We start from the raw sequence: 22,274 nt of genomic DNA, 5'->3' as shown, positions 1-22,274 counted from the left end.
ACAACCCTGTAACACCAGTCTCGACGATGAGAAAGGCACCACCACATGTTCGGAAAGAAGGCAAAAGCAATGACGCCTAGCGCTGCTCGTAAGAGCTTCGTCTCGCCTTATGACCTGCCAGCACCCAAGGGCGCTGAAGGTTGGCAAGACCTCTACCCATACAACCTTGTATTCCAGGAAAACCTGAAAGACAAGGAAAACGCGAAGTTCTGGTTCTGCGACTCGCAGCACTGGCCCAACGTGTTCAAGCCATTTGAGACCGTCGGTGTGGAATTCGCCGTACGTTGCCTCGGTGCATACAACACCCGCCACTACATCATCCCTCCAGCAAACGGTATTGAATTCCGTATTCACAACGGTTTCTGCTACATGAGCCCTGTTGCAGTTGCACCTGAGCTCATCGGTGACCGCGTTCCTCACTTCATGGAGCGTGCAGGCTACTACTTCCAGAACTGGAACACCCTGCTCGAAAACTGGAAGAAGAAGGTTCTTGCAACCATCGAAGAGATGGACGCCATCAACTTCGAAGCGCTTCCAGAGATGGTTGACATTGAGGTCATCACCAGCGGTGCTGGTATTGACCCCACCGCCAAGATGATGGCTGACTATGACCGCCTCATCCAGCTGGCATACAAGAACTGGGAGCACCACTTCGAGTTCCTGAACCTCGGTTACGTTGCCTACCTGGACTTTTTCGGTTTCTGCAAGGAATCCTTCCCCGGCATCCCCGACTTGGCTATCGCCAAGATGGTGATGGGTGTGGACTCGGTTCTCTTCCGTCCCGATGACGAGCTCAAGGATCTCGCTGAGCTCGCTGTCAAGCACAACCTCACCGCTGTTTTCGCAAAGAACAACGATGCTGCAGCTACTCTGGCTGAGCTCGAAGGCTCTGCAGATGGCAAGAAGTGGATTGCTGCGTGGGAGAAGGCTCAGGAGCCTTGGTTCAACTACACCAGCGGTAACGGTTTCTACGGTTCTGACGTCTACTGGCGTGACAACCTGGATCTGCCAATGGGCTATATCCAGGACTACGTTGTTCGTGCCGCAAAGGGCGAGCAGCTTCACCGCCCCAAGGACGAGCTCATTGCAGAGCGCGACCGCATCACCAGTGAATACGCTGAACTGCTCGATGGCGAAGCCCTCGAGACCTTCAACGGCAAGCTCGGTCTTGCACGCACCGTGTACCCCTACGTAGAAGACCACAACTTCTACATCGAGCACTGGACCATGGGCGTCTTCTGGCGCAAGGTTCGTCAGCTGTCTCGTCTGCTCCACAGCTACGGCTTCTGGACTGAGCCAGATGACATGCTCTACCTGACCCGTGACGAAGTACGTCCCGTACTGTTCGACCTCGCAACCGGTTGGGGTGTTGGCGCAGACTGCATCGCACCTACCTACTGGCCAGCTGAAATTGAGCGTCGTCGCAAGATCGTAGATGCTCTGATGACTGCACGCCCCGAGCCTGCATTCAACGAGCCTCCTGCAGAAATCAACGAGCCATTCACCATCATGCTCTGGGGTATCACCACCGAGCAGGTTCAGCAGTGGCTTGGCGCCGACGAGGGCGACCCCAACCAACTCAAGGGTATGGCAGCATCCCCTGGTGTTGTTGAGGGTAAGGCTCGCGTCATCATGGGACCAGAGGAGCTCGACCAGCTCCAGCAGGGTGAAATCCTTGTTGCTCCTGTGACCGCACCGAGCTGGGGACCTGTCTTCGGCAAGATCAGCGCAACTGTTACCGACATCGGTGGAATGATGAGCCACGCGGCTATCGTTTGCCGTGAGTACGGCCTTCCCGCCGTCACCGGTACCGGTTCTGCTTCCACCAAGATCAAGACCGGTATGAAGCTTCGAGTCGATGGCTCGAACGGTACCGTCGAGATCATTGGCTAAGTTAGCAGCCACTAAGGAATAAACCATGTCGTCCCCATCCCACTCACCAGTTGTCAATCACCTGGGCCGCGATGTCACTGGAAAAATTCCGGACGCATCGCGAGTCCCTGGGATGATTGAACTGAACGAGCGGGATGGGGCGATTTGGTCCCTGGCGAAGGATTTCCTTCGCACACGCGATAACGATGCGCACAGCCTGTATGCATATTCCATCGCCCAAGCTTTGCTCTCACAGATTCCTGAAGCCGATGAAAACATCGTGCTTCCCGCAATTCTTTTGCACGACACTGGCTGGTCCACCGTCGATGAGCGCCTCGCCCTCGAAGCGATTGCTCCCGGAGCCGATGGTTCCCTCGATCACCTCATCATTCAGCATGAGAAAGAGGGTGCACGCATAGCTCGTGAAATTCTCGAGCAGGTCGGTGTCCCCGAAGAAGACATCGTTGCGATTGTGGACATCATTGATGGCCACGACACCCGCCTTGTCGCGATGAGCACAAACGACTCCGTCGTGAAAGACTCCGACAAGGTCTGGCGAGTCACCCCACACGGTCGCCGCGTCGTGATGGACTGGTTTGGCATTGATGCCGAGCAGTCGCTGCGGTTGTGTGCCTACCGCGCATATAACGAACTTTTTACTGACCAAGCCAAAGCCATGTCCAGGGTTCTCGTCACCACAGCGTGCATGGACTACATGGATGAACTGGCTAATACGTACACCCGAGAGGACCTCGCCTAATGGCCACAGATCAATTTGAGGGCAAAGTTGTCATCGTCACCGGTGCAGCTGGCGGCCTCGGTCGCGCATTTGCGCAGGGTTTTGCTGCCGAGGGTGCACAGCTTGTTGTGGCTGATATTGACCTCGCTGGTGTGGAAGAAACTGCAGCGATGCTGACCGCCTCTGGCGCAGCAGCAATCGCTGTCAAGGTAGATGTCACCAACAAAGAATCCACCGATGCCCTCGCTCAGGCAGCCATCGATGCTTTTGGTCGCATTGATGTGCTCATCAACAACGCGGCCATCTATGCAACATTGACCCGCAAGCCTTTTACCGAGATTGACCCCGCTGAATGGGATCGCGTCATGAACGTGAACGTCAAGGGTGCATGGCTGTGTTCCGCCTCGGTATATCCACGGATGACACAACCAGGTGGTCGCATTGTGAACATTGCCTCCGCTACCGTCTTCAGTGGCTCACCTTTATGGATGCACTATGTCGCATCTAAGGGTGCCGTGATTGGTATGACCCGCGTCATGGCACGAGAGGTTGGACCCCAGGGTGTCACCGTTAACGCCATTGCACCCGGCTTTACGCTCACCGAAGCAAGCCTGAGCCTGATGGAAGACGCCGAGACCTATGGCGTGGACCGCGGTGCGATCAAGCGTGCCAGCCAGCCTGAAGACATTGTGGGAACCGCAATTTTCCTCGCGGGCGAACAGTCCGGATACATCACCGGCCAGACCCTCGTGGTCGATGGCGGCAAACAATTTATCTAAGCACTCGTCAGACAGAAAGAGACAACAGGAGTAAGACATGCCTCACGTAACCTATATTTCCCCCGACGGAACCGAGACCACCCTCGAAGCCCGCGATGGTGACTCCGTGATGGAGATCGCTGTCAAGAACGGTGTCAAGGGCATCGTTGCAGAGTGCGGTGGCGCATGCTCGTGTGCAACCTGCCACGTGTACGTCGATGACGCATTCGTCGATGCTGTCGGCGAAGTTTCCGACCTCGAAGACGACATGCTCGATGGTGCTGAGTCTGAGCGTCTTCCTGTTTCCCGCCTGTCTTGCCAGATCAAGATGTGTGCAGACCTCGACGGTCTCAAAGTCCGGATCGCACCTAAGCAGTAATCATCATGAAAGAAAAGATTCTCATCATCGGTGCCGGCCAAGCCGGCATGCAAATAGCCTCGTCGCTGCGCGACGAAGGCTATGCCGGTGATGTCACCATCGTGGGCGAGGAAGCATATGCTCCCTATCAGCGCCCACCGCTGTCAAAGGCCTATCTGGCCGGTGATATGGATGAAGAATCTTTAGAGTTCCGTAACGAACACTTCTATGTTGAAAACAACATTGGCGTGGTTACCGGCGAGCAGATCGAGCATGTTGAGTTTGGTCCCAACGGGGGAGTGGCCACAGGCCGTTCAGGAAAAACCTATGCGTTCGACAAGCTTGCTCTCACCACAGGTGCAGATCCGCGCAAGCTCAAAGTCGACGGAGCAGATCTTGACGGCGTGCTCTACATGCGCCACCTCGACGATGCCAAAGAGCTCAAAAAGCGCTGGGATTCCATTACGAACGTTGTTGTGCTCGGCGGTGGCTTTATTGGCCTCGAGGTTGCGGCAGTTGCACAAAAGCATGGAAAGAACGTCACCGTGCTGCAATCCGGTAGCAGGCTCATGGGTCGTGCAGTCTCGCCTATCGTGAGTGACTTTTATAAAGCAGCCCATGAAAAACGTGGCACCACAGTCACTCTCAATGCTCAGGTGTCTCACCTTGTCGGCGAAAACGGCAAGGTAACCGGAGTGCAACTAGCTGACGGTTCTGTCGTTCCAGCAGACATCGTCATGGTGGGTATCGGTGTCACCGCACGTGGTGAACTGGCCGACCAGTTGGCTCTCGAGATGGAAGATGGCGTCATCGTTGTCAACGAATACGCCGAAACCTCCAACCCAAATGTTGTTGCAGCCGGCGATGCAGTGATTTTGCCGCACCCTCTCGGCCACGAAGGTCAGGTTCGACTCGAATCTGTTCAGAATGCTGTTGATCAGGCCAAGGTTGCAGCGAAAACCCTCATGGGTATTCGCGAGCCATACCGTGCTGTTCCCTGGTTCTGGTCCGATCAGTCAGATCTCAAACTTCAGATTGCAGGCTTGTCTTCTGGATATGACCAGACCGTTATTCGCGGCGATATGGCCGCGGAAAAGTTCTCCGTTCTCTATTACAGGAACGGTTCCCTGTTGGCCATCGACGCTGTCAATGACGTCAGCGACTACATGGCCGTTCGCCGCGCACTCACTGCAGGAGCAAACATTCCTGCAGATGCGGCAGCAGACTCCACCATTGCCCTCAAAACGCTCATCACGGGCGGGGAAGCGTAAAGAAAATGACGATGGAATACACGCATGTCCTTGGAGACATCCCGACCCTCGCTAATGGGGCAAGCCCCCGCGGACAATGGGAAAACCTTGATGCAGTATGGGTGGCAGTTCGCCCCTACCTGCGCACTCGTGCTAACGACATTCACCTGCCACTGTCGTTCAACTTTGCTGAGCTACTCCTGGACCACCACCCCGAGGCAGATTCACTGGTAACTCGCCTGGCAATCCTTCTGCACGACACCGGCTGGGCTCGTGTCGATGAGGAGCGCATCATCTCTGAGGGCTTCCGTAGCGAGAACGCTATGCAGTCTGATATTCGAGTTCTGCACGAAATCGAGGGATGCAATATTGCCCGCGAAGTATTGCCACCCTTGGGATACAGCAATGAGGTCGTCGAGGCAGTGTGCAAGATTATTGACGGCCACGACACTGACCCCAACCATGACGGCATCGAAGATGCCATCATGCGTGATGCTGACCGCCTCTGGCGTTTCCAGCCCACCGGTATGGCCTTCTCTGCACTGTGGTTTGGTAAGACACCACAGGAGATTCGCCTCCGTCTTGAAGACACCATCTATGGCCAGCTCATCACTCCCGAGGCACGCGCCATCGCAGAAGTAGAACTTGCTCGTTCCATCGAACTGCTCAAACTCGACGTTATTCAGTAAGGACATCATGACCACGCTCCAGGAATACCACGACGATAACTTCATCAACGGCGATTGGGTTAAGTCCCTCTCCTCCACGAAGATCGAGATTGTCGATCCTTCCACTGAGGAAGTATGGGGAGCTGTTCCTGCCTCAACCGTTGAAGACATTGACCGTGCTGTTCAGGCAGCGCACAATGCTTTCCGTGGCACGGGCTGGAGCGATATTGGTGCACCCGCACGTGCAGAGATGATGATTCGTCTTGCAGATGAGTTTGAAGCACGCGCTGAGCGCCTAGCCATGATCATTACGAGTGAAAACGGCACAGGAATTACCGAAACTCGCCAGGCTGCAGGTCACGCTGGCAAGCTCCTGCGCTACTACGCCGGCCTGGCCGACTATGTCGACCAGGTTGATGAACGTCCTTTCCCTGGCGTTGCTGACCAGTTCACCGAAGTTGTTCGCCAGCCTCGTGGTGTTGCTGCCTTGATTGCACCTTGGAACTTCCCTGTTGCTCTCGTGATGGTCAAACTTGCTCCGGCACTGATTGCTGGCTGCACAGTGGTCATCAAGCCTGCATCAGAGACGCCTCTGGATCTGCGCATCCTGATGGAAGCAGCCCAGGCCGCAGGTATTCCTGAGGGTGTGCTCAACCTCATCACCTGCAGCCGTGATGTTGTTGGTGCCCTAGTGGAGCACCCGCTCGTGGCCAAGGTTGCGTTCACCGGTTCCACAGGCGTCGGACGCCTGCTCGCTGAGCAGTGCGGACGTCTCCTGCGCCCAGTCACTCTTGAACTTGGTGGAAAGTCAGCAAGCATCGTGCTCCCTGATGCCAACTTGGACTACTTCGCCTCCATGCTCAACCGCACCTGCCTGCGAAACACTGGCCAGACCTGCTACAACTCGACACGTATTCTTGCACCACGGTCGATGTATAACGAGGTCGTTGATGCTGTTGCTACGGTCGTAGGAAACACCATCATTGGCGACCCCTTCGACCCTGCAACTGTGTATGGACCCTCTGCTTCAAAGAAGCAGGCAGCCACTGTTGCTGACTACATTCGTATCGGGCAGGAAGAAGGCGCTCGTGTTGCTGTGGGTGGTTCGGGAATGCCGGAGGGCATCACCCGTGGCTACTACAACAAGCCCACCGTCTTTGCTGATGTGAACAACCAGATGCGTGTGGCCCGTGAAGAAATCTTTGGCCCCGTGCTCGTCGTCATTCCTTACGAGGATGAAAATGACGCCGTGAGCATCGCCAACGATTCGCCGTTTGGTTTGGGTGGCTCTATCTTCACCGAGGACCCTGAGCACGGCGCTGCACTAGCTCGCCGCATTGAATCAGGTTCTGTTGGTATCAACTTCTACGGATCTAACCTTGCTGCCCCATTTGGTGGCTGGAAGGATTCAGGAATTGGTATGGAATACGGCCCAGAGGCCATCGGCGCCTACACGCGCATGAAGTCCATCCACCGCAAGCGCTAAGAGCGGGTCACTTCCACTGAATATCTAGTGGGTCTAGCTTGGACGCAAACTTTCTGAGCTGACGCTCCAGGACGTCTTTGACAATGACGAGGGTGTCTTGGTCGTGGGCGCGAGCTTCAAGAACGAGGACAGAGCTCCCAGGTAACACTTTGCCTTCACCATCGCGGATCAGGAGTTCCCAACCTTGACTGGTTTCTGTCATGGGGCACTTATGAGACAGATGTGAGGCAAGTTGTTTGCCATATCTTTCTGGGCGCTCAATGGCGACCTCTGCGCGTTCAACAAGTTCGAAGCTCATGTGCTCATTATCCAGTGTGAAGGTGAAAATATTCGAGGCCCCCATCCTGCTGGTCCGGGGGCCTCGAAGTTTTGTGTGGTTATGAACGCCAGTCGTCAGCGTCGTAATCCCAGCCAACATAGCCTTCAGCGATAAAGGTCTGTCCAGCCAGAGATTCGGTGTGTGAGTAGAGGTCTGCAACTTGACGGTTCTTATCGAACTCGGTTGCATCCGGTGCGATGTGCAGCATGGTGGTCATCATGTAGGAGTAGTTGGCGGCCTTCCAAATGCGCTTGAGCGCGTCTTCTTGGTAGGTGTCCAAGTACTTTTCAGACCCTGAGCGGTAGTACTCACGCAGTGCGCGGTTGAGCCACAACACATCGCTGAAAGCAAGGTTCAGACCCTTAGCTCCTGTGGGGGGAACGGTGTGTGCTGCATCACCCATCAGGAAGACCTTGTTCTTGCGCAGGCTGTCGTGGACGTAGCTGCGGAACTTCAACACGTCCTTGCGGAAGATGGGACCGCGCTTGAGTTCGTGGGTTGCCACACCAGCCTGAAGCTTGTCCCAGATCTGCTCATCGTTGACGGCATTGACATCCATGTTGGGGTCGCACTGGAAATACATGCGCTGGATGTGTTCGTCACGAGTGGAGATGAGCACGAAGCCTTCTTCAGAGCGGCTGTAGATGAGCTCTTCCGAGCTTGGTGGCGCCTCGACAAGGATTCCATACCAACCGAAGGGGTATTCGCGGGCCATGCCGCTGAAGCGGTCACCGGTGACGTATTCGCGGGCGATGCTCATCGAACCGTCAGCACCGATAACAAAATCCGCTGAGATTTCGAATGCTTCACCGGTGGCAGTCTTGCCCACAATCATGGGTCCGTTGGGGCCATCCACAACCTTGTCGGCGAGGTGTTCAAACAGGGGAGTAACCCCAGCGGCGACGCGTGCCTTGATTTGAGCCTTGAGAACTTCGTGCTGGGGGAACAGATACACACCCTTGCCGGTCAGCGAGGGGAAATCGAAACGGTGAGCGTGACCGTCAAAGTGAAACTCGATGCCATCGTGACGCATGGTTTCAACATGCTCTCGAGAGACAACGTCGGTGTCGACGAGAACTTCAACCGCGGGGGATTCCAGAATTCCTGCTTTGACTGTTTCTTCGATGTCTTCGCGGCTGCGACCGTCGATCACGACAGAGTCGATGCCGGCGCGCTGGAGGAGGTGTGCAAGCTGGAGTCCTGCGGGGCCAGCGCCCAGAATGCCTACCTGGGTGCGAATAGTTGTGGTCATCTTTGAGCCTTTACTTCTTCAGGGGAAACGTCTGTGTCAATTCAGGCCTGTTCGCCACAGTGAAACAAGGATAAAGTTTCATGAGATGGAATTTTCAGAAGGGACAACCCGATGAGCCCTGCACGGGTTGAAAGTGGTGCACCCACTGCACTGCTGGAACGAGCCATGGAGATACTTGGATGCTTTGACTCCAAGCACAGCGCCCTCACCCTGACGCAGATCGCAGAGATTACGAAGCTTCCCATGTCGACCTGTCACCGGATAGTGGGCACTCTCGAGCAGGGTGGCTTCCTGAGCAAGGGTGGCGATCGTCGTTTCCGGGTAGGGACCAAGCTCTGGACCATTGCCCAACATGCGCCGCTGAGTGAGCGTTTGCGTGAAAGCGCTCTTCCCACCCTGGCTCGCCTCTATGAAGAGACGGGGGAGAACGTGACGCTTGCAGTTCTCGACCGCGGTCAGGCACTCTATGTTGACCGTCTGGTTGGTGAACGCAGTATCCCCACCATCAGCCGCGCGGGAGGCCACCTTCCACTGCACACCACCGGTGTGGGCAAAGTATTGCTTGCCTATCAATCTGAGAAAGCTATTGAGCAATACCTTGCCCAACCACTTCCTAAGCCCACCCCACAATCCATTACTAACCCGGAAGCCCTGCGAAAAGACCTGGCAGAAGTTCGCAAGAACGGTTACTCGATCACCCGGCAAGAAATGACACGTGGCAGTGGCTCTATCGCTGTTCCCATCATGCGCAAGGGGAAGTGTGTTGCCGCCGTTGGCGTGATTGTTCACCTCAACAGACTCGACATCAATCGTTTGGTTTCCACCCTGACAGATGCGGCTGCTTCCATCGCAGCTGAGCTCGATGCCCAGTAGCTGTCACTTCAGCGAAATAGACTCGAATCGTGACACAAAAGAGCACTCCCTCTCGCACTGTCACTGGTCGCGCGCTCGCCGTCCTCGACACCTTTGATGCAAAGCATCGACGTCAGTCATTAGCTTCCATCGCCAGGCGCGCTGACCTTCCCCTGACGACAACCCACCGTCTCGTTCATGAGTTGGAGAAGCAGGACGCCCTAGTTCGTGGTTCCGACGGGGATTATGAAATCGGAAGCAAAATCTGGCGATTAGGAATGCTTGCGTCGGTTCACGCAGACCTGCGTGAAGTCGCGCTTCCCTACATGGAAGATGTGTATCAACTTGGCAGTGATGCGGTTCAAATAGCGGTGCTTGATGGATTCCGCTGTTTGATTGTGGACCGTATTGCTGGCTCGCGAAGCCTGGAAGTCATGAGTAAACCTGGCTCCAGGCTTCCTCTTCACGCCACGGGGGTGGGCAAAGTTCTTCTTGCACACGGAGGCTCAGAACTGCAGCATGCAGTGTTCAACTCTTTGGATAAGTTCACGGATCAAACCATCACTGATCCGGGTTTATTGGATTCCCAACTCAAATCCATTCGCACGCAAGGCTTTGCGTGGACGCGTGAAGAACTCGCGGAGGGAGCAATTTCCATTGCTGTGCCCTTGCGTGGCAAGGGCGGCAACGTGATTGCGGCGCTGGGCATTGTTGCTCCCAGTGATGGACGCGACTTGGGCAAAATGGTGCCGGTCATGCAGGTCACCGGTGCTGCACTGTCACAAAAACTGGTTGAGGCAGGTCTGGGCGAGACGGTTCGCCCTCAAGCTGAAATAAATTAGCCTTCCACTATCCGGAAGGCTCCTTGGAAATCTGCGCCACAATGCAGTTGTCTGGATACAGGCTTTATTGCTTTTATTCAGAGTTTTCAAGGGAGAATCATGGCACGCGTTGTTCGAGGAACACCACGAACCCCACTCGAGATTGTTGACGGCCTCGCCGCACTCGGATCCGCCACCGTTCATGAGGCCCAGGGCCGAATTGGTCTGTTGAACCGTCGTCTGCGCCCCATCTTCCCCGCAATGATTGCTGGAAATGCGCTGACCTGTGAAGTTGCCCCCGGCGATAACTGGATGATTCACGTCGCCGTTGAGCAGGCTCAGCCTGGAGACATTCTGGTTGTCACTCCCACCAGCCCCTGCGACGACGGTTACCTGGGTGACCTTCTTGCCGAGAGTCTGATGGCTCACGGCGTGCGCGGACTCGTCATTGACGCCGGTGTGCGCGATGTGGCCACGCTGACCGAAATGGGCTTCCCTGTCTGGTCCAAGACCATCAGCTCGCAAGGAACTGTCAAGGAAACTATTGCAAACGTGCAGACACCCATTTTGATGGCAGACCAGCTGGTTCGCCCCGGGGATGTCATCGTGGCTGACATTGACGGCGTCTGCTTGGTCAAGCGCGAAGATGCCGAAAAGGTTCTCAAGGCTGCTCAAGAGCGCGAAGCAATGGAAGCCGGCAAGCGCAAGCGTCTTGCTGCGGGTGAACTCGGTCTCGATATTTACAACATGCGCGAGAAGCTCGCTGCTAAGGGACTCGTCTACGAGGACTACCAGGGATGACCAATTCTCAAGTAGCCGTCGACTGCGCAGTCATGCGCGGAGGAACATCCAAGGGACTGTTCTTCCTCGCCAGTGATTTGCCTGCAGATCGTGCTGCCCGTGACACCTTCCTACTTGCAGCGATGGGGTCACCAGACGTGCGCGAGATTGACGGCATGGGTGGCGGACACCCACTCACCTCTAAAGTTGCCGTTGTCTCGAAGTCTGAGCGAGACGGCATCGATGTGGATTACCTCTTTTTACAGGTGTGGCCTGACCGCGCTGAGGTCAGCGACCAGCAGAACTGCGGAAACATCCTGGCAGGTGTGGGCCCCTTTGCTATTGAAAAAGGTTTCGTCCGCGCAGCAGATGGTGTGACTCCCGTTGCCATCTACATGGAAAACACTGACTCCAAGGCGACTGCTTTTGTCGAGACTCCCGGTGGAGTCGTGAACTATGCCGGCACCGCACGGATTGACGGAGTTCCTGGAACTCACGCCCCTATCACCATCAACTTTGAAGATGTTGCTGGATCCAGCTGTGGTGCTTTGCTGCCCACCGGCAACATAGTGGATGAGGTTCTCGGCGTGCAGGTGACTTGCATCGACAACGGCATGCCTGTTGTCTGCCTGAATGCTTCCGACTTCGGCATTACTGGCTATGAAACTCCAGCTGAGCTCGAGGCAAACGCAGAACTCAAGGCCCGCGTGGAAGAAGTTCGCTTAGCAGTTGGTCCGCTCATGAACTTAGGTGATGTCACCAACAAAACCGTGCCCAAGATGAGCTTGCTAGCGCCAGCCCAAGACAGTGGCCTCGTCTCTACCCGCACCTTCATTCCTCACCGTGTGCACGAAAGCATCGGTGTGCTGGGCGCTGTCTCCGTTGCCACTGCCTGCATGCTGGAGGGAAGCGTTGCTGCCCAGATTGCTGGCCTAGACACCGTGGGTTCGAGCATGGAGATTGAGGTTGAACACCCCACCGGGTTCTTCACCGTCCAGATGGAAGTAGATAACTCCTCGGGCACACCTGTTGTGACAAAGTCTGCGCTGCTGCGCACCGCCCGCATGCTCATGCAGGGATCAGTTTTTGTACCTCAAACCGCGTGGGAGAACGCATGATTATCGACATTCACGGCCACTACACAACAGCGCCTGAGCTGCACAACCAGTGGCGTATTGACCAGCTTGCTGCCTATGCTGCTGGTCAGCCCAGCCCTGAATACCCTGAAATCTCTGATGAGATAATCCGAGAGACCATTGAGCAGAACCAGCTCAAGCTCATCAAAGAGCGCGGCTCAGACCTCACTATCTTCTCTCCACGCGCTTCGGCTATGGGCCACCACGAGGGAGACCAGCGCATCAGCCTGGAGTGGACTGTTGCTTGCAACAACCTCATCAAGCGCGTTGTTGACCTTTTCCCTGAAGACTTCGTGGGTGTTGCTCAGCTGCCCCAGTCACCTGGTGCTGATCTGACCGAGACCATCAAGGAAATGGAACGCTGCATCAATGAACTGGGCTTCATTGGTGTGAACCTTAACCCTGACCCCTCCGGTGGTCAGTGGCAGACCGTTCCCTTGACGGACAAGTTCTGGTACCCCCTCTACGAGAAGATGGTCGAACTTGATGTTCCCGCCATGATACACGTCTCTGCCTCGTGTAACCATAACTTCCACGCCACCGGCGCTCACTACATGAACGCTGACACCACAGCGTTCATGCAATTGCTGCAGGGAAACCTGTTCGCAGACTTCCCCACACTGCGATTCATCATTCCTCACGGTGGTGGTGCTGTTCCTTACCACTGGGGTCGTTACCGTGGTTTGGCAGACATGCTCAAGCAGCCCAGCCTGGATACTCATCTGATGAACAACGTCTTCTTCGACACCTGTGTCTACCACCAGCCAGGTATTGATCTTCTTGTCGATGTCATCGACAACAAGAACATCCTCTTTGGTTCGGAAATGATTGGTGCCGTTCGCGGAATCGACCCACAAACCGGTCACTACTTCGATGACACCAAGCGCTACATCGACGTAGCGAAGATCTCCGACGAAGAACGCACCAATATCTTCTCTAAGAATGCCCGTAAGGTATTTCCTCGCCTGGACGCCATGCTGCAGGAGCGTGGACTATGAGCGCATTTGTAAAAGATGCTGACTGGCTCGACTGGCACCCCAACCCCAGCAAGCCCAAGTTCAAGGTCCCTGCAGGTGCTGTAGATGCCCACTGTCACGTGTTCGGTCCAGGTGATGTGTTCCCCTTCGCACCCGAGCGCAAATACACTCCCTGCGATGCAAGTTGGGAACAACTCTTTGCTCTGCGCGACTTCCTCGGCTTCGAGAAGAACGTTGTGGTGCAGGCCACCTGCCACGGCGCAGACAACTCAGCGTTGCTGGATGTTCTTGAGCGTGCCAATGGTAAAGCCCGTGGTGTCGTCACTGTGAAGCCAGATATCACTGTCGAAGAACTGCAGCGCATGCATGATCTGGGTGTGCGCGGCGTTCGCTTCAACTACGTCAAGCGTTTGGTTGATCCTAAGCCAGATGACTACTACAGGGAAATCATTGAAAAAATCCGGCCCCTCGGTTGGCATGTTGTGCTCTACTTCGAGCCTGCAGACCTGAAGGAAAAGAAGGATTTCTTCAACTCGCTGAACATCCCACTCGTGATTGACCACATGGGACGTCCCGATGTGACCAAGCCTGTCGACAACGAAGAATTCGACATGTTCCTTGATTTTATGCGAGGCAACAAAGACATCTGGTGCAAGGTCAGCTGCCCAGACCGCCTTACCAAGAGCGGATCACCTGAGTACGCAGATGTTGTTCCCTTCGCCAAGAAGATAGTTGAAGAATTCCCTGACCGCGTTTTGTGGGGCACAGACTGGCCGCACCCCAACATGAAGACTGAGATGCCCGATGACGGCATCTTGGTTGACTATGTCCCCTCGATTGCAGTAACCCCTGAGCTGCAGGAGAAATTGCTTGTTACTAACCCCAACACCCTCTACTGGAGCTAATCATGAAGCCCAACTTTGAGCAGTACAAGGACATTCCAGGAACGACCATCTTCACCATTGAGTTGGCTCGTCAAGGATTCCACCTCAACCAGTTCTGCATGAGCCTGCGTACTGAAGAAAACCGCAAGCGCTTCCTGGCAGATAACCGTGCCTACCTCGACGAGTGGGACATGACTGAAGAGCAGAAGCAAGCGGTTATTGACCGCGACTTCCAAAAGATGCTCGACCTGGGCGGAAACGTCTACTTCCTGTCCAAGATTTTTGCATCAGAAGGACTCTCCTATGTTCAAGCCGTCAGCACAATGACGGATATGAACGTGCAGGAATACCAGCAGATGATGTTGGACGGCGGCCGCAATATTGAAGGCTGGCGTTCAAAGAAGGAACGAGGCGAAGCATAATGGCCAAGATTGTTGCAGGTATTGCGACCAGTCACGTCCCCGCCGTCGGCCACGCGGTTGACTCGGGCAAGACCCAGGACGCCTACTGGAAGCCCATGTTTGATGGCTACGAATTCTCCAAGCAGTGGGCCAAAGACAACCCCGCTGATGTCGCGATCATCGTGTACAACGACCACGCGTCCTACTTCGGCATGGAAATCATGCCCACCTTCGCCATTGGAATCGCAGATAGCTACGCCATCTGCGACGAAGGCTATGGCCCACGTCCCGTGCCCGTTGTAGAAGGTGCTCCTGAGCTGGCAACCCACCTCGCAGCGTCGCTGATCACGGACGATTTCGATATGACCGTGCTCAACGTTCTTGAGGTTGACCACGGACTCACTGTGCCCATGTCGTTGATGTATGGCACTCCCGACAAGTGGCCTACCAAAGTCATTCCTTTGCCCGTCAACGTGGTGATGAACCCACAGCCCTCTGGTGAGCGTTGCCTCGCCTTGGGTAAGGCAATCCGCCGCGCTGTAGAGCAGTTCGATGGTGACCTCAAGGTTGAAGTGTGGGGAACCGGGGGCATGAGCCACCAGATCCAGGGTGCACGAGCAGGTTTGATCAACCTGCCCTGGGACATCCAGTTCATGGATGACCTCATCAACCAGCCTGAGGTGCTGCAATACAAGCCACACTTGGAATACATGATCGAAGCCGGTTCTGAAGGCGTTGAACTCATTATGTGGCTCATTATGCGTGGAGCCCTCGGTGACAAAGTCAACGAGGTTTACCGCTTCAACCACGTTCCTGCCTCCAACACCTCAGTTGGACACCTCATTTTGACCCCGAAGGAAGACTAAGAATGACCGTCAACATTGCCGTCGTAGGCTTGGGAGCCTTCGGTCAGAAGCATCTGGATGCTCTGGCCAACATCGCTGACGCCAACATCAAATACGTCGCTCACAGCCGCCAGAACGTGGCTGATGAAATCGCTGAAAAATACGGCGCAGACAAGGGCTTTGACAACTACACCGAGCTTCTGACCCAGCCAGACCTTGACGGTGTGATCCTTGCCACCCCGACCCAGATGCACCATGACCAGACCATTGAGGCTCTGCGTGCAGGAAAGCACGTCATGGTGGAAATCCCCATGGCAGATAACCTGCAGGGTGTTCAAGAAATCGTGGATGTCCAGAAGGAAACCGGCTTGATCGCCATGGCGGGTCACACCCGTCGTTTCAACCCCTCACACCAGTGGGTTCACAACAAGATAACCGCCGGAGAATTCAACATTCAACAGATGGATGTGCAGACCTACTTCTTCCGCCGCACCAACATGAATGCTCTTGGCCAGCCACGTTCGTGGACTGACCACCTGCTGTGGCACCACGCAGCCCACACGGTGGACCTGTTCCAGTACCAAACAGGCGAGAAGATCGTGAAGGCGAACGCCATTCAGGGTCCTAAGCACCCTGAACTTGGTATTGCCATGGACATGTCCATCCAGTTGGCCACCGAAACCGGCAAGATTTGCACCCTGTCACTCTCGTTCAACAACGATGGACCGCTGGGAACCTTCTTCCGCTACATCGGCGACACTGGAACCTACATTGCCCGCTATGACGACCTTGTTACCGGCAAAGAGGAAGTCATTGATGTCTCCAACGTCGATGTGTCCATGAACGGTATTGAACTTCAGGACCGTGAATTCGTGGCAGCGATCAAGGAAGGCCGTGAACCTAACGCGAGTGTTGCTCAGGTTCTTCCCTGTTACATCGTTCTCGACAAATTGCAGCAGCAGCTGGACTACTAAACCTTTCTGCCACCTCCAGGACAGAACGAGTTATCCCCGCACACTGTGCGGGGATAACTCGTTAAGACTTCTTCGCCGGAGGCTGAGCGTGTGGAATTTTCTTCCCATGCATGATGCGGCCGTGCGTGAACTGGATGGGTGCAATCATGGTGCTTTCGTATCCGCTCTGTGCCAAAATCTCCACCACATCCTGCATTTCTATTTGGTGGCGTTTGAAGTTGTGCGCGGCATCATTGATGAGTTCTTGAGCGCTGGCAGCAGTCATGCCCTCGAATTTACGCTGAATTTCTTGCCAGGCAAAGTCCTGCAATCCGATACTCTCGGCAGCCCAGAGAGTATCTGTGAGAGCTCCGGTGAGAGATTTAGCCAGAAGGTTTCTTAACAGCTGACGGGTGGCAACATCCCCTGCCCTATCTGAAATGAAATAGGCAGGAAGGGATAAGGCAGTGAGCTCAGAAACCAGTCGCTTTGCAGCAGCACCAGAGGCTTCCACGCCTACCTCTGCCACGAGGGCGGCATCTGCACAGGCGCCCTCGGGAACAGTTTGTTTAATGCTCTGTTTGAGGTCAGGAGTTCCTGCAGAGAAATCTGCATAGATTGCTCCTGCTTTCAGGACAGGAGAAATCTTCTCTGCTGTTGAAAGAGCTAGATGCGGTGCGCTCTGCACGAGCACGATATCTGCACCCTCGATGGCTTCTTCGATGCTCGAACTGACCGGAATAGGGACATAATGCGGGACATGAGCATCAAAGCCCGCCACGTCTGCGCCGGCGTTCTTGAGTGATACAGCTAACTCAAGCAGGGAGTCAGATAAACCGATAACAGCGATACGAGTCATGGAGTTCCTAGCGGTCAAACATTTTCAACTGCGCTGCAGAGTGGTGATCACCAATGGGTTGCGTGACATTATCTAAACGCGCTATTTGGTCATCGCTGAGCACAACATCCACCGCCGCGAGGTCCTCTTCGAGGTGATTGATCCGCACAGTGCCCGGAATGGGGGACCAGTCCGAACCTTTCGCTAACAGCCAGGCAATAGCAAGCTGAGCTGGAGTGCAGCCAACTTCTTCCGCAATGCTGATGACCTCGGTGAGGATTTCTTTGTTCTTCTCGAAAGCTTCTGGCTCAAAGCGAGGATTCGTCAAACGCCAGTCATCGGCGTCGAACTGATCCAGCGAGGTGATCTTGCCGCTGAGCATCCCGCGTCCTAAGGGGGAGTAAGGAACAAAGCCAATACCTAGCTCTCGCAACAAATCGAGAGTGCCGTCTTCACCATCTCGAGTCCACAGTGAATATTCCGATTGCAACGCTGTAATGGGGTGAACGGCGTTTGCCCGGCGAATAGTTTCTTTACCCGCTTCGGAAAGACCAATGTGACCAATCTTTCCTTCAGTAATGAGTTCCTGGAGAGTTCCGATCACGTCCTCGATCGGAACAGACTTATCCACGCGGTGCTGGTAGTACAGATCGATGTAATCCATGCCCAGGCGCTTGAGGGATTGCTCCACGGAATAACGAATATTTGCCGGGGTGGAATCCATACCAAGTTTGCGGTCAGGCCCCTCGCCGGTCATGAGACCAAACTTGGTGGCAATAACGACCTTGTCTCGGTGAGCTTTGAGGGCCTTGCCCACGAGAACTTCGTTCTTGAAGGGGCCATAGATTTCAGCAGTGTCGAAGAATGTCACACCGAGATCTAAGGCACGGTGAATCGTGGCAATGTGCACTTCGTCGGGCTGATCCTTGCCTGTGAACAGGTGTGACATTCCCATGCAGCCTAAGCCGATTCGAGAAACGGTGAGCTCGCGTAACTGGGTGTACTTCATGTGTGGATCTCCAAGTTAGGGATGTGTCATTGACAGCACATCTAGGGCACTGTCGAGTTGTTCGAGCGTGAGCTTCTTGCCATCGACATAGCCGAGTTCCAGCGTGGCTTCGCGGATAGTGATGCCGTGAGCAACGGCATGCTTGGCGATCTTTGCTGCTGCTTCATAACCGATGTATTTATTCAGCGGTGTCACGATCGAGGGACTGGACTCTGCCAGTGCCCGAGCTCGCTTCACATTAGCCTCTAGGCCGTTAACAGTCTTATCGGCCAAGATGCGTGCTGAGGCAGAAAGTAAACGGATTGATTCCAGCACGGAGCTTCCCATCACGGGAATGGCGACGTTGAGCTCAAAGAGTCCAGACGCGCCACCCATCACAACAGCCGCATCATTACCAATGACACGCATGCAGACCATGAGTACTGCTTCGGGAACTACAGGATTCACCTTGCCCGGCATGATGGAGGAGCCTGGTTGCAGATCAGGGATATGAATTTCAGCAAGGCCGGTATTCGGACCTGAGCCCATCCAGCGGATGTCATTACAGATCTTGGTCAAGCTCACCGCGATGGTGCGCAAAGCACCTGAGGCCTCCACCAAGCCGTCACGGTTAGCTTGGGCTTCAAAATGGTCACGGGCTTCAGTGATCGGCAGTTTGGTTTCTTTGGCCAGTTTCTTAATGACCAACTGAGGGAAACCCTTGGGGGTGTTAATTCCCGTTCCCACGGCTGTTCCTCCGAGGGGAACCTCGGCAACACGGGGCAGGGCAGCTTTGATGCGTTCAATGCCTAAGCGAATCTGTGCTGCATAGCCGCCAAACTCTTGGCCGAGAGTAACAGGGGTGGCATCCATGAGATGGGTGCGCCCTGACTTGACCACCGTTGCCCACTTCTTGGCTTTCTTCTCGAGTGCCTTAGCGAGATATTCCAAAGATGGAATGAGATCTTTGATGAGTGCACTGGTCACGGCCACGTGCACGGACGTGGGGAACACATCGTTGGAGGACTGTGAGCAATTCACGTGATCATTTGGGTGAACAGGCTTCTTCAGTTTCTTTGAGGCGAGAGTAGCCAGCACCTCGTTCATGTTCATGTTTGAGCTGGTACCAGAGCCCGTTTGGTAAATGTCGATAGGGAACTGATCGTCATACTTGCCCGCAATAACCTCATCGGCCGCCCAGGCGATGGCTTCAGCGATGCGCTGGTTTAACACACCCAGTTCAGCATTGGCCAGGGCAGCAGATTTCTTGATTTGCGCCAGGGCTGCGATGTGAGCTCCCTCGAGAGTGGAGCCTGAGATGGGGAAGTTCTCCACCGCGCGCTGTGTTTGTGCACCATAGAGCGCAGTGATGGGAACCAGCACTTCACCCATCGTGTCGTGTTCGACGCGGAATTCCTTGTTTGTGGCCACGAGTAGTCCTTTGGGGATAAAGGGAGGGGAGAAAGTTAGATACCGATGTCTCCTACGACAACATCGGGCTTAACAGCACCTTGACCCAAGCGATAGTTGGCGCCCACGATGGCGAGTTTGCCGTCGGCAATTGCCTGGGTAATGAGTTCTGAACTTTCCATCAGTTCAGCAATGGTGTCGCGCAGGTGTTCGCGACCCACTTCGAGAGCATCAACGTCTGCGGGGTTGAGGGAACCATCGGGAGCGAACTGTCCTGCCTTGCCGGCAACACGACGAATAGCGGGAACGATGCGCGCAACCAGGCTCGCAATGTGGGGAGGAAGCTGTGAGGCATCTGGACCCAACATGTTGATTGCGCCCTTGACTGCCCCACAGTTGTCGTGGCCGAGCACGACAATGAGAGGAACTTCCAAGATGCCCACGGCATATTCCAGTGAGCCCACGACAGAGTCAGAAATAATCTGGCCTGCGTTACGCACAACGAATAAGTCTCCCAAGCCCTTATCAAAAATGATCTCTGCGGCGAGACGGGAGTCAGAGCAGCCGAAGAGGGCGGAGAGGGGACGCTGTTCTTCCATGAGTTCGGCACGGCGTTCCACGTCCTGGCGAGGGTGAGCGGGGGCGCCAGAGACGAAGCGTTCGTTACCGCGAATCATTTCAGCCCAAGCGTCAGCTGGGCTTAGTCGCGTTCGGTTCATTGGGCGCTCCTCAGGTCTGCCGTAATCGAGGTGGCCAGCTGTTCAAATTCAACAGGGTCAGCCGTGCCAAAGAGGACGATGGTGGCATCACCGGAGGTGGTGACCATCGCGTATTCAACATTGCCGGGATCACTCATTTCCCGGTTGTCATATACGGTCCAGACTTGGCCATCGATTGTCATTTCTCCCGTTGGGGGATATTCATTGAGAGTTTGTGAAACCCATGTCGCGTCAGCCTCAAAAGCTTCATTGAAAGCAATGAACTGATCGTTGGGAGTGATGAAACCGATGTACCAACTGGTCACTTTGCCATTGTTGGCATTACGCAGCTCTGCTGCGTTTGCTCGCCAATCTTCTGGCATGGCAGGCACAAGCAGGTCACGGTTTAACGTTTGCGCGGCAACCTCGCTCTGGGCCACGTAGTCAATGTTCCATTGGGGGTCACCATCGGGGCGAGGCACGAGGAAATAAATCACCAACACCAATGCCAGAGTGACCAGCATGGAATAGACCAGGTTGTTGATGGTCTTACGAGATTTGTAAAGCCTTGAATTTTCCGCTTTACGAGCAGCAGTCTCTTCTGGTGTCTCGGGCCTACCTAGCTCCGCGACAATCTTGGGTTCCTTCTTGCGAGGGCTCATTCTGCTGAGGCGCCTGCAGAATCTAAACCAGCCCGGGCGGCGTTCAGGCGCTCTTTGGCTCCAACCAGCCATTCTTCGCAGCGAGCGGCAAGTGCTTCACCGCGCTCCCAGAGGGTGAGAGTTTCTTCGAGAGTGGGGCTACCTTGCTCGAGTTGCGCAACGACAGCGACGAGCTCATTACGTGCTTCTTCGTAGCTGAGCTTGGAGACATCTGCTGGTGTTGCCATAGCTCAATTCTACCTGCAGCGGTGGTGTGCGTTCACGTCCTGTGCACAGCATTCCTGCAGGGCAGACAAACACCGTCCTAGTGAGCCAGAATGAGGGTATGCGTGCAGCCGTAGCTATCAGTCAAGACCCGTCCAACCCTCTAGCAGGGCTTGTTGTTCAAGATATGCCCGAACCTCAAGCGGTTCCTGGCTGGGTCAAGGTCAAAGTTGTTGCCTCCTCGTTGAACCCACACGATCTGTGGACCCTCAAAGGTGTGGGCCATCCAGCTGAGCGCATCCCGATGATCTTGGGCTGCGATGCAGCCGGATATCTCGAAGATGGAACCCCTGTGATTGTTCACCCCGTATTTGGAGACGCAGAGCGCGGACATGGTGACATCACCATGGATCCGCAGCGTGCTCTGCTCTCGGAAGTCCACAACGGTGGTTTTGCTGAATGGGTGCTCGTTCCAGAAACACATGTTGTGCCCAAGCCTGACTACTTCAGTTTTGAGGAAGCTGCTGTTCTTCCCATCGCGTGGGGTACCGCGTACCGCATGTTGTTCACCCGTGCGGGACTCAAGCCTGGAGATAAGGTCCTGGTGCAAGGTGCCACCGGTGGTGTTGCCAGTGCGGCTATCTCTTTAGCCAAGGCAGCTGGCGCCACGGTCTATGCCACTACTCGCGATGACGCAAACTTTGATTTTGCGAAAAAGGCAGGAGCAGACGAGGTGTTCATCACCGGAGCCCGTTTGCCTGAACGTGTCGATATTGTCGTGGAAACCATCGGGGAAGCCACCTGGTCACATTCGCTCAAAGCGCTTCGCCCCGGGGGAACTGTTGTTATTTGTGGCGCAACATCGGGCCCGAATGCCTCAGCAGACCTGAACCGGGTGTTCTATCAGCAGCTTTCGGTGATTGGGTCAACAGGATGCACCGTGGATGAATTTACCCACCTGCTCGCATTTATGCAGTCTGAAGGATTACGTCCCACCATTACCGACACGGTGAGCCTAGAAAACATCCATGAGGGTTTCCAGAAGCTCCTAGCTGGCAAACAGCTCGGCAAGATTGCCGTGAGAGTCAGCGAAGAACACTAAGCACTTCACTAAGAAAGAAGC

25 protein-coding genes are annotated in these 22,274 nt (G+C 55.0%); 17 read left to right on the top strand and 8 right to left on the bottom strand.

Features of this window, described 5'->3' with window-relative positions; all coding sequences use genetic code 11:
- Positions 1–45: 45 nt before the first annotated feature.
- Genes AUMI_RS04905 through AUMI_RS04875 form a run of 7 tightly spaced genes read left to right on the top strand, consistent with a single transcriptional unit; the run spans position 46 to position 7,131 of the window.
- A complete protein-coding gene (locus AUMI_RS04905) occupies positions 46–1,893 on the top strand; it encodes a PEP-utilizing enzyme (protein ID WP_231951707.1) in 1,848 nt (615 codons plus the stop codon).
- Positions 1,894–1,918: 25 nt separating this feature from the next.
- Positions 1,919–2,632, top strand: a complete 714-nt coding sequence (locus AUMI_RS04900; RefSeq protein WP_096381968.1) for an HD domain-containing protein — start codon at positions 1,919–1,921, stop codon at positions 2,630–2,632.
- Positions 2,632–3,390, top strand: a complete 759-nt coding sequence (locus tag AUMI_RS04895) for an SDR family NAD(P)-dependent oxidoreductase (protein WP_096381965.1) — start codon at positions 2,632–2,634, stop codon at positions 3,388–3,390. Before AUMI_RS04900 ends, AUMI_RS04895 begins: the two co-directional genes overlap by 1 nt.
- 37 nt (positions 3,391–3,427) lie before the next feature.
- Positions 3,428–3,748 carry a 2Fe-2S iron-sulfur cluster-binding protein gene (locus tag AUMI_RS04890; RefSeq protein WP_096381963.1) on the top strand — a complete coding sequence of 107 codons (321 nt, stop codon included), beginning with the start codon at positions 3,428–3,430 and terminating at the stop codon, positions 3,746–3,748.
- Between the two features lie 5 nt (positions 3,749–3,753).
- The gene (locus AUMI_RS04885) at positions 3,754–4,998 is read left to right on the top strand and encodes an NAD(P)/FAD-dependent oxidoreductase (RefSeq protein WP_096381960.1); all 1,245 of its coding nucleotides are present in this window, start codon (positions 3,754–3,756) and stop codon (positions 4,996–4,998) included.
- Positions 4,999–5,009: 11 nt separating this feature from the next.
- A complete protein-coding gene (locus tag AUMI_RS04880) occupies positions 5,010–5,666 on the top strand; it encodes an HD domain-containing protein (protein WP_197702050.1) in 657 nt (218 codons plus the stop codon).
- 7 nt (positions 5,667–5,673) lie between these two features.
- Positions 5,674–7,131, top strand: coding sequence for an aldehyde dehydrogenase (locus tag AUMI_RS04875; RefSeq protein ID WP_096381956.1), 1,458 nt, complete (start codon positions 5,674–5,676; stop codon positions 7,129–7,131).
- Positions 7,132–7,138: 7 nt separating this feature from the next.
- Here AUMI_RS04875 and AUMI_RS08165 read toward each other — a convergent pair whose 3' ends face one another.
- Positions 7,139–7,429, bottom strand: a complete 291-nt coding sequence (locus tag AUMI_RS08165; protein ID WP_096381953.1) for a DUF2218 domain-containing protein — start codon at positions 7,427–7,429, stop codon at positions 7,139–7,141.
- 79 nt (positions 7,430–7,508) lie between these two features.
- A complete protein-coding gene (locus tag AUMI_RS04865; RefSeq protein WP_096381951.1) occupies positions 7,509–8,702 on the bottom strand; it encodes a 4-hydroxybenzoate 3-monooxygenase in 1,194 nt (397 codons plus the stop codon).
- 111 nt (positions 8,703–8,813) lie between these two features.
- Here AUMI_RS04865 and AUMI_RS04860 point away from each other — a divergent pair, with 111 nt between their 5' ends.
- The 9 genes from AUMI_RS04860 (at position 8,814) to AUMI_RS04820 (ending at position 16,372) form a co-directional block, all read left to right on the top strand.
- Complete coding sequence (locus AUMI_RS04860) at positions 8,814–9,575, top strand: IclR family transcriptional regulator (RefSeq protein ID WP_096381948.1); 762 nt, start codon at positions 8,814–8,816, stop codon at positions 9,573–9,575.
- Between the two features lie 29 nt (positions 9,576–9,604).
- Entirely contained in the window at positions 9,605–10,396 is a 792-nt protein-coding gene (locus AUMI_RS04855) for an IclR family transcriptional regulator (protein WP_096381945.1), read from the top strand.
- Positions 10,397–10,495: 99 nt separating this feature from the next.
- Positions 10,496–11,176, top strand: coding sequence for a 4-carboxy-4-hydroxy-2-oxoadipate aldolase/oxaloacetate decarboxylase (locus AUMI_RS04850; protein WP_096381943.1), 681 nt, complete (start codon positions 10,496–10,498; stop codon positions 11,174–11,176).
- A complete protein-coding gene (locus tag AUMI_RS04845; protein WP_096381940.1) occupies positions 11,173–12,273 on the top strand; it encodes a 4-oxalomesaconate tautomerase in 1,101 nt (366 codons plus the stop codon). Before AUMI_RS04850 ends, AUMI_RS04845 begins: the two co-directional genes overlap by 4 nt.
- Positions 12,270–13,289, top strand: a complete 1,020-nt coding sequence (locus AUMI_RS04840; protein WP_096381938.1) for an amidohydrolase family protein — start codon at positions 12,270–12,272, stop codon at positions 13,287–13,289. Before AUMI_RS04845 ends, AUMI_RS04840 begins: the two co-directional genes overlap by 4 nt.
- Positions 13,286–14,173 carry an amidohydrolase family protein gene (locus AUMI_RS04835; protein ID WP_096381935.1) on the top strand — a complete coding sequence of 296 codons (888 nt, stop codon included), beginning with the start codon at positions 13,286–13,288 and terminating at the stop codon, positions 14,171–14,173. The genes AUMI_RS04840 and AUMI_RS04835 overlap by 4 nt, the downstream gene beginning before the upstream one ends.
- Before the next feature lie 2 nt (positions 14,174–14,175).
- The gene (ligA, locus tag AUMI_RS08250; protein WP_096381933.1) at positions 14,176–14,574 is read left to right on the top strand and encodes a protocatechuate 4,5-dioxygenase subunit alpha; all 399 of its coding nucleotides are present in this window, start codon (positions 14,176–14,178) and stop codon (positions 14,572–14,574) included.
- A complete protein-coding gene (locus AUMI_RS04825; RefSeq protein ID WP_096381930.1) occupies positions 14,574–15,419 on the top strand; it encodes a class III extradiol dioxygenase subunit beta in 846 nt (281 codons plus the stop codon). Before ligA ends, AUMI_RS04825 begins: the two co-directional genes overlap by 1 nt.
- A 2-nt stretch (positions 15,420–15,421) precedes the next feature.
- The gene (locus AUMI_RS04820; protein ID WP_096381928.1) at positions 15,422–16,372 is read left to right on the top strand and encodes a Gfo/Idh/MocA family oxidoreductase; all 951 of its coding nucleotides are present in this window, start codon (positions 15,422–15,424) and stop codon (positions 16,370–16,372) included.
- Between the two features lie 61 nt (positions 16,373–16,433).
- On the opposite strand, the gene AUMI_RS04815 is transcribed toward AUMI_RS04820, so the two are convergent.
- From AUMI_RS04815 to AUMI_RS04790, 6 genes are all read right to left on the bottom strand, one after another.
- Positions 16,434–17,210 (bottom strand): Rossmann-fold NAD(P)-binding domain-containing protein, encoded by a 777-nt coding sequence (locus AUMI_RS04815; protein ID WP_096381925.1) that lies wholly within the window; start codon positions 17,208–17,210, stop codon positions 16,434–16,436.
- Between the two features lie 7 nt (positions 17,211–17,217).
- Positions 17,218–18,198: an aldo/keto reductase gene (locus AUMI_RS04810; protein ID WP_096381923.1), complete on the bottom strand. Its 981-nt coding sequence runs from the start codon at positions 18,196–18,198 to the stop codon at positions 17,218–17,220.
- Positions 18,199–18,213: 15 nt separating this feature from the next.
- The gene (locus AUMI_RS04805; RefSeq protein ID WP_096383476.1) at positions 18,214–19,569 is read right to left on the bottom strand and encodes a class II fumarate hydratase; all 1,356 of its coding nucleotides are present in this window, start codon (positions 19,567–19,569) and stop codon (positions 18,214–18,216) included.
- A gap of 74 nt (positions 19,570–19,643) precedes the next feature.
- Positions 19,644–20,306 (bottom strand): carbonic anhydrase, encoded by a 663-nt coding sequence (locus AUMI_RS04800; protein ID WP_096381921.1) that lies wholly within the window; start codon positions 20,304–20,306, stop codon positions 19,644–19,646.
- Positions 20,303–20,947, bottom strand: coding sequence for a DUF4245 domain-containing protein (locus AUMI_RS04795; RefSeq protein WP_096381918.1), 645 nt, complete (start codon positions 20,945–20,947; stop codon positions 20,303–20,305). Before AUMI_RS04795 ends, AUMI_RS04800 begins: the two co-directional genes overlap by 4 nt.
- Positions 20,944–21,174 carry an exodeoxyribonuclease VII small subunit gene (locus AUMI_RS04790; RefSeq protein ID WP_096381916.1) on the bottom strand — a complete coding sequence of 77 codons (231 nt, stop codon included), beginning with the start codon at positions 21,172–21,174 and terminating at the stop codon, positions 20,944–20,946. Before AUMI_RS04790 ends, AUMI_RS04795 begins: the two co-directional genes overlap by 4 nt.
- 26 nt (positions 21,175–21,200) lie before the next feature.
- Here AUMI_RS04790 and AUMI_RS04785 point away from each other — a divergent pair, with 26 nt between their 5' ends.
- Entirely contained in the window at positions 21,201–22,253 is a 1,053-nt protein-coding gene (locus AUMI_RS04785) for a zinc-binding dehydrogenase (protein WP_425338913.1), read from the top strand.
- Positions 22,254–22,274: the final 21 nt, after the last annotated feature.

It is taken from the genome of Aurantimicrobium minutum (assembly GCF_002355535.1).
Classification (GTDB): Bacteria; Actinomycetota; Actinomycetes; order Actinomycetales; family Microbacteriaceae; genus Aurantimicrobium; species Aurantimicrobium minutum.
Note: the sequence above shows the minus strand (reverse complement) of the source record. Positions and strands in the feature narration are given on the sequence as shown.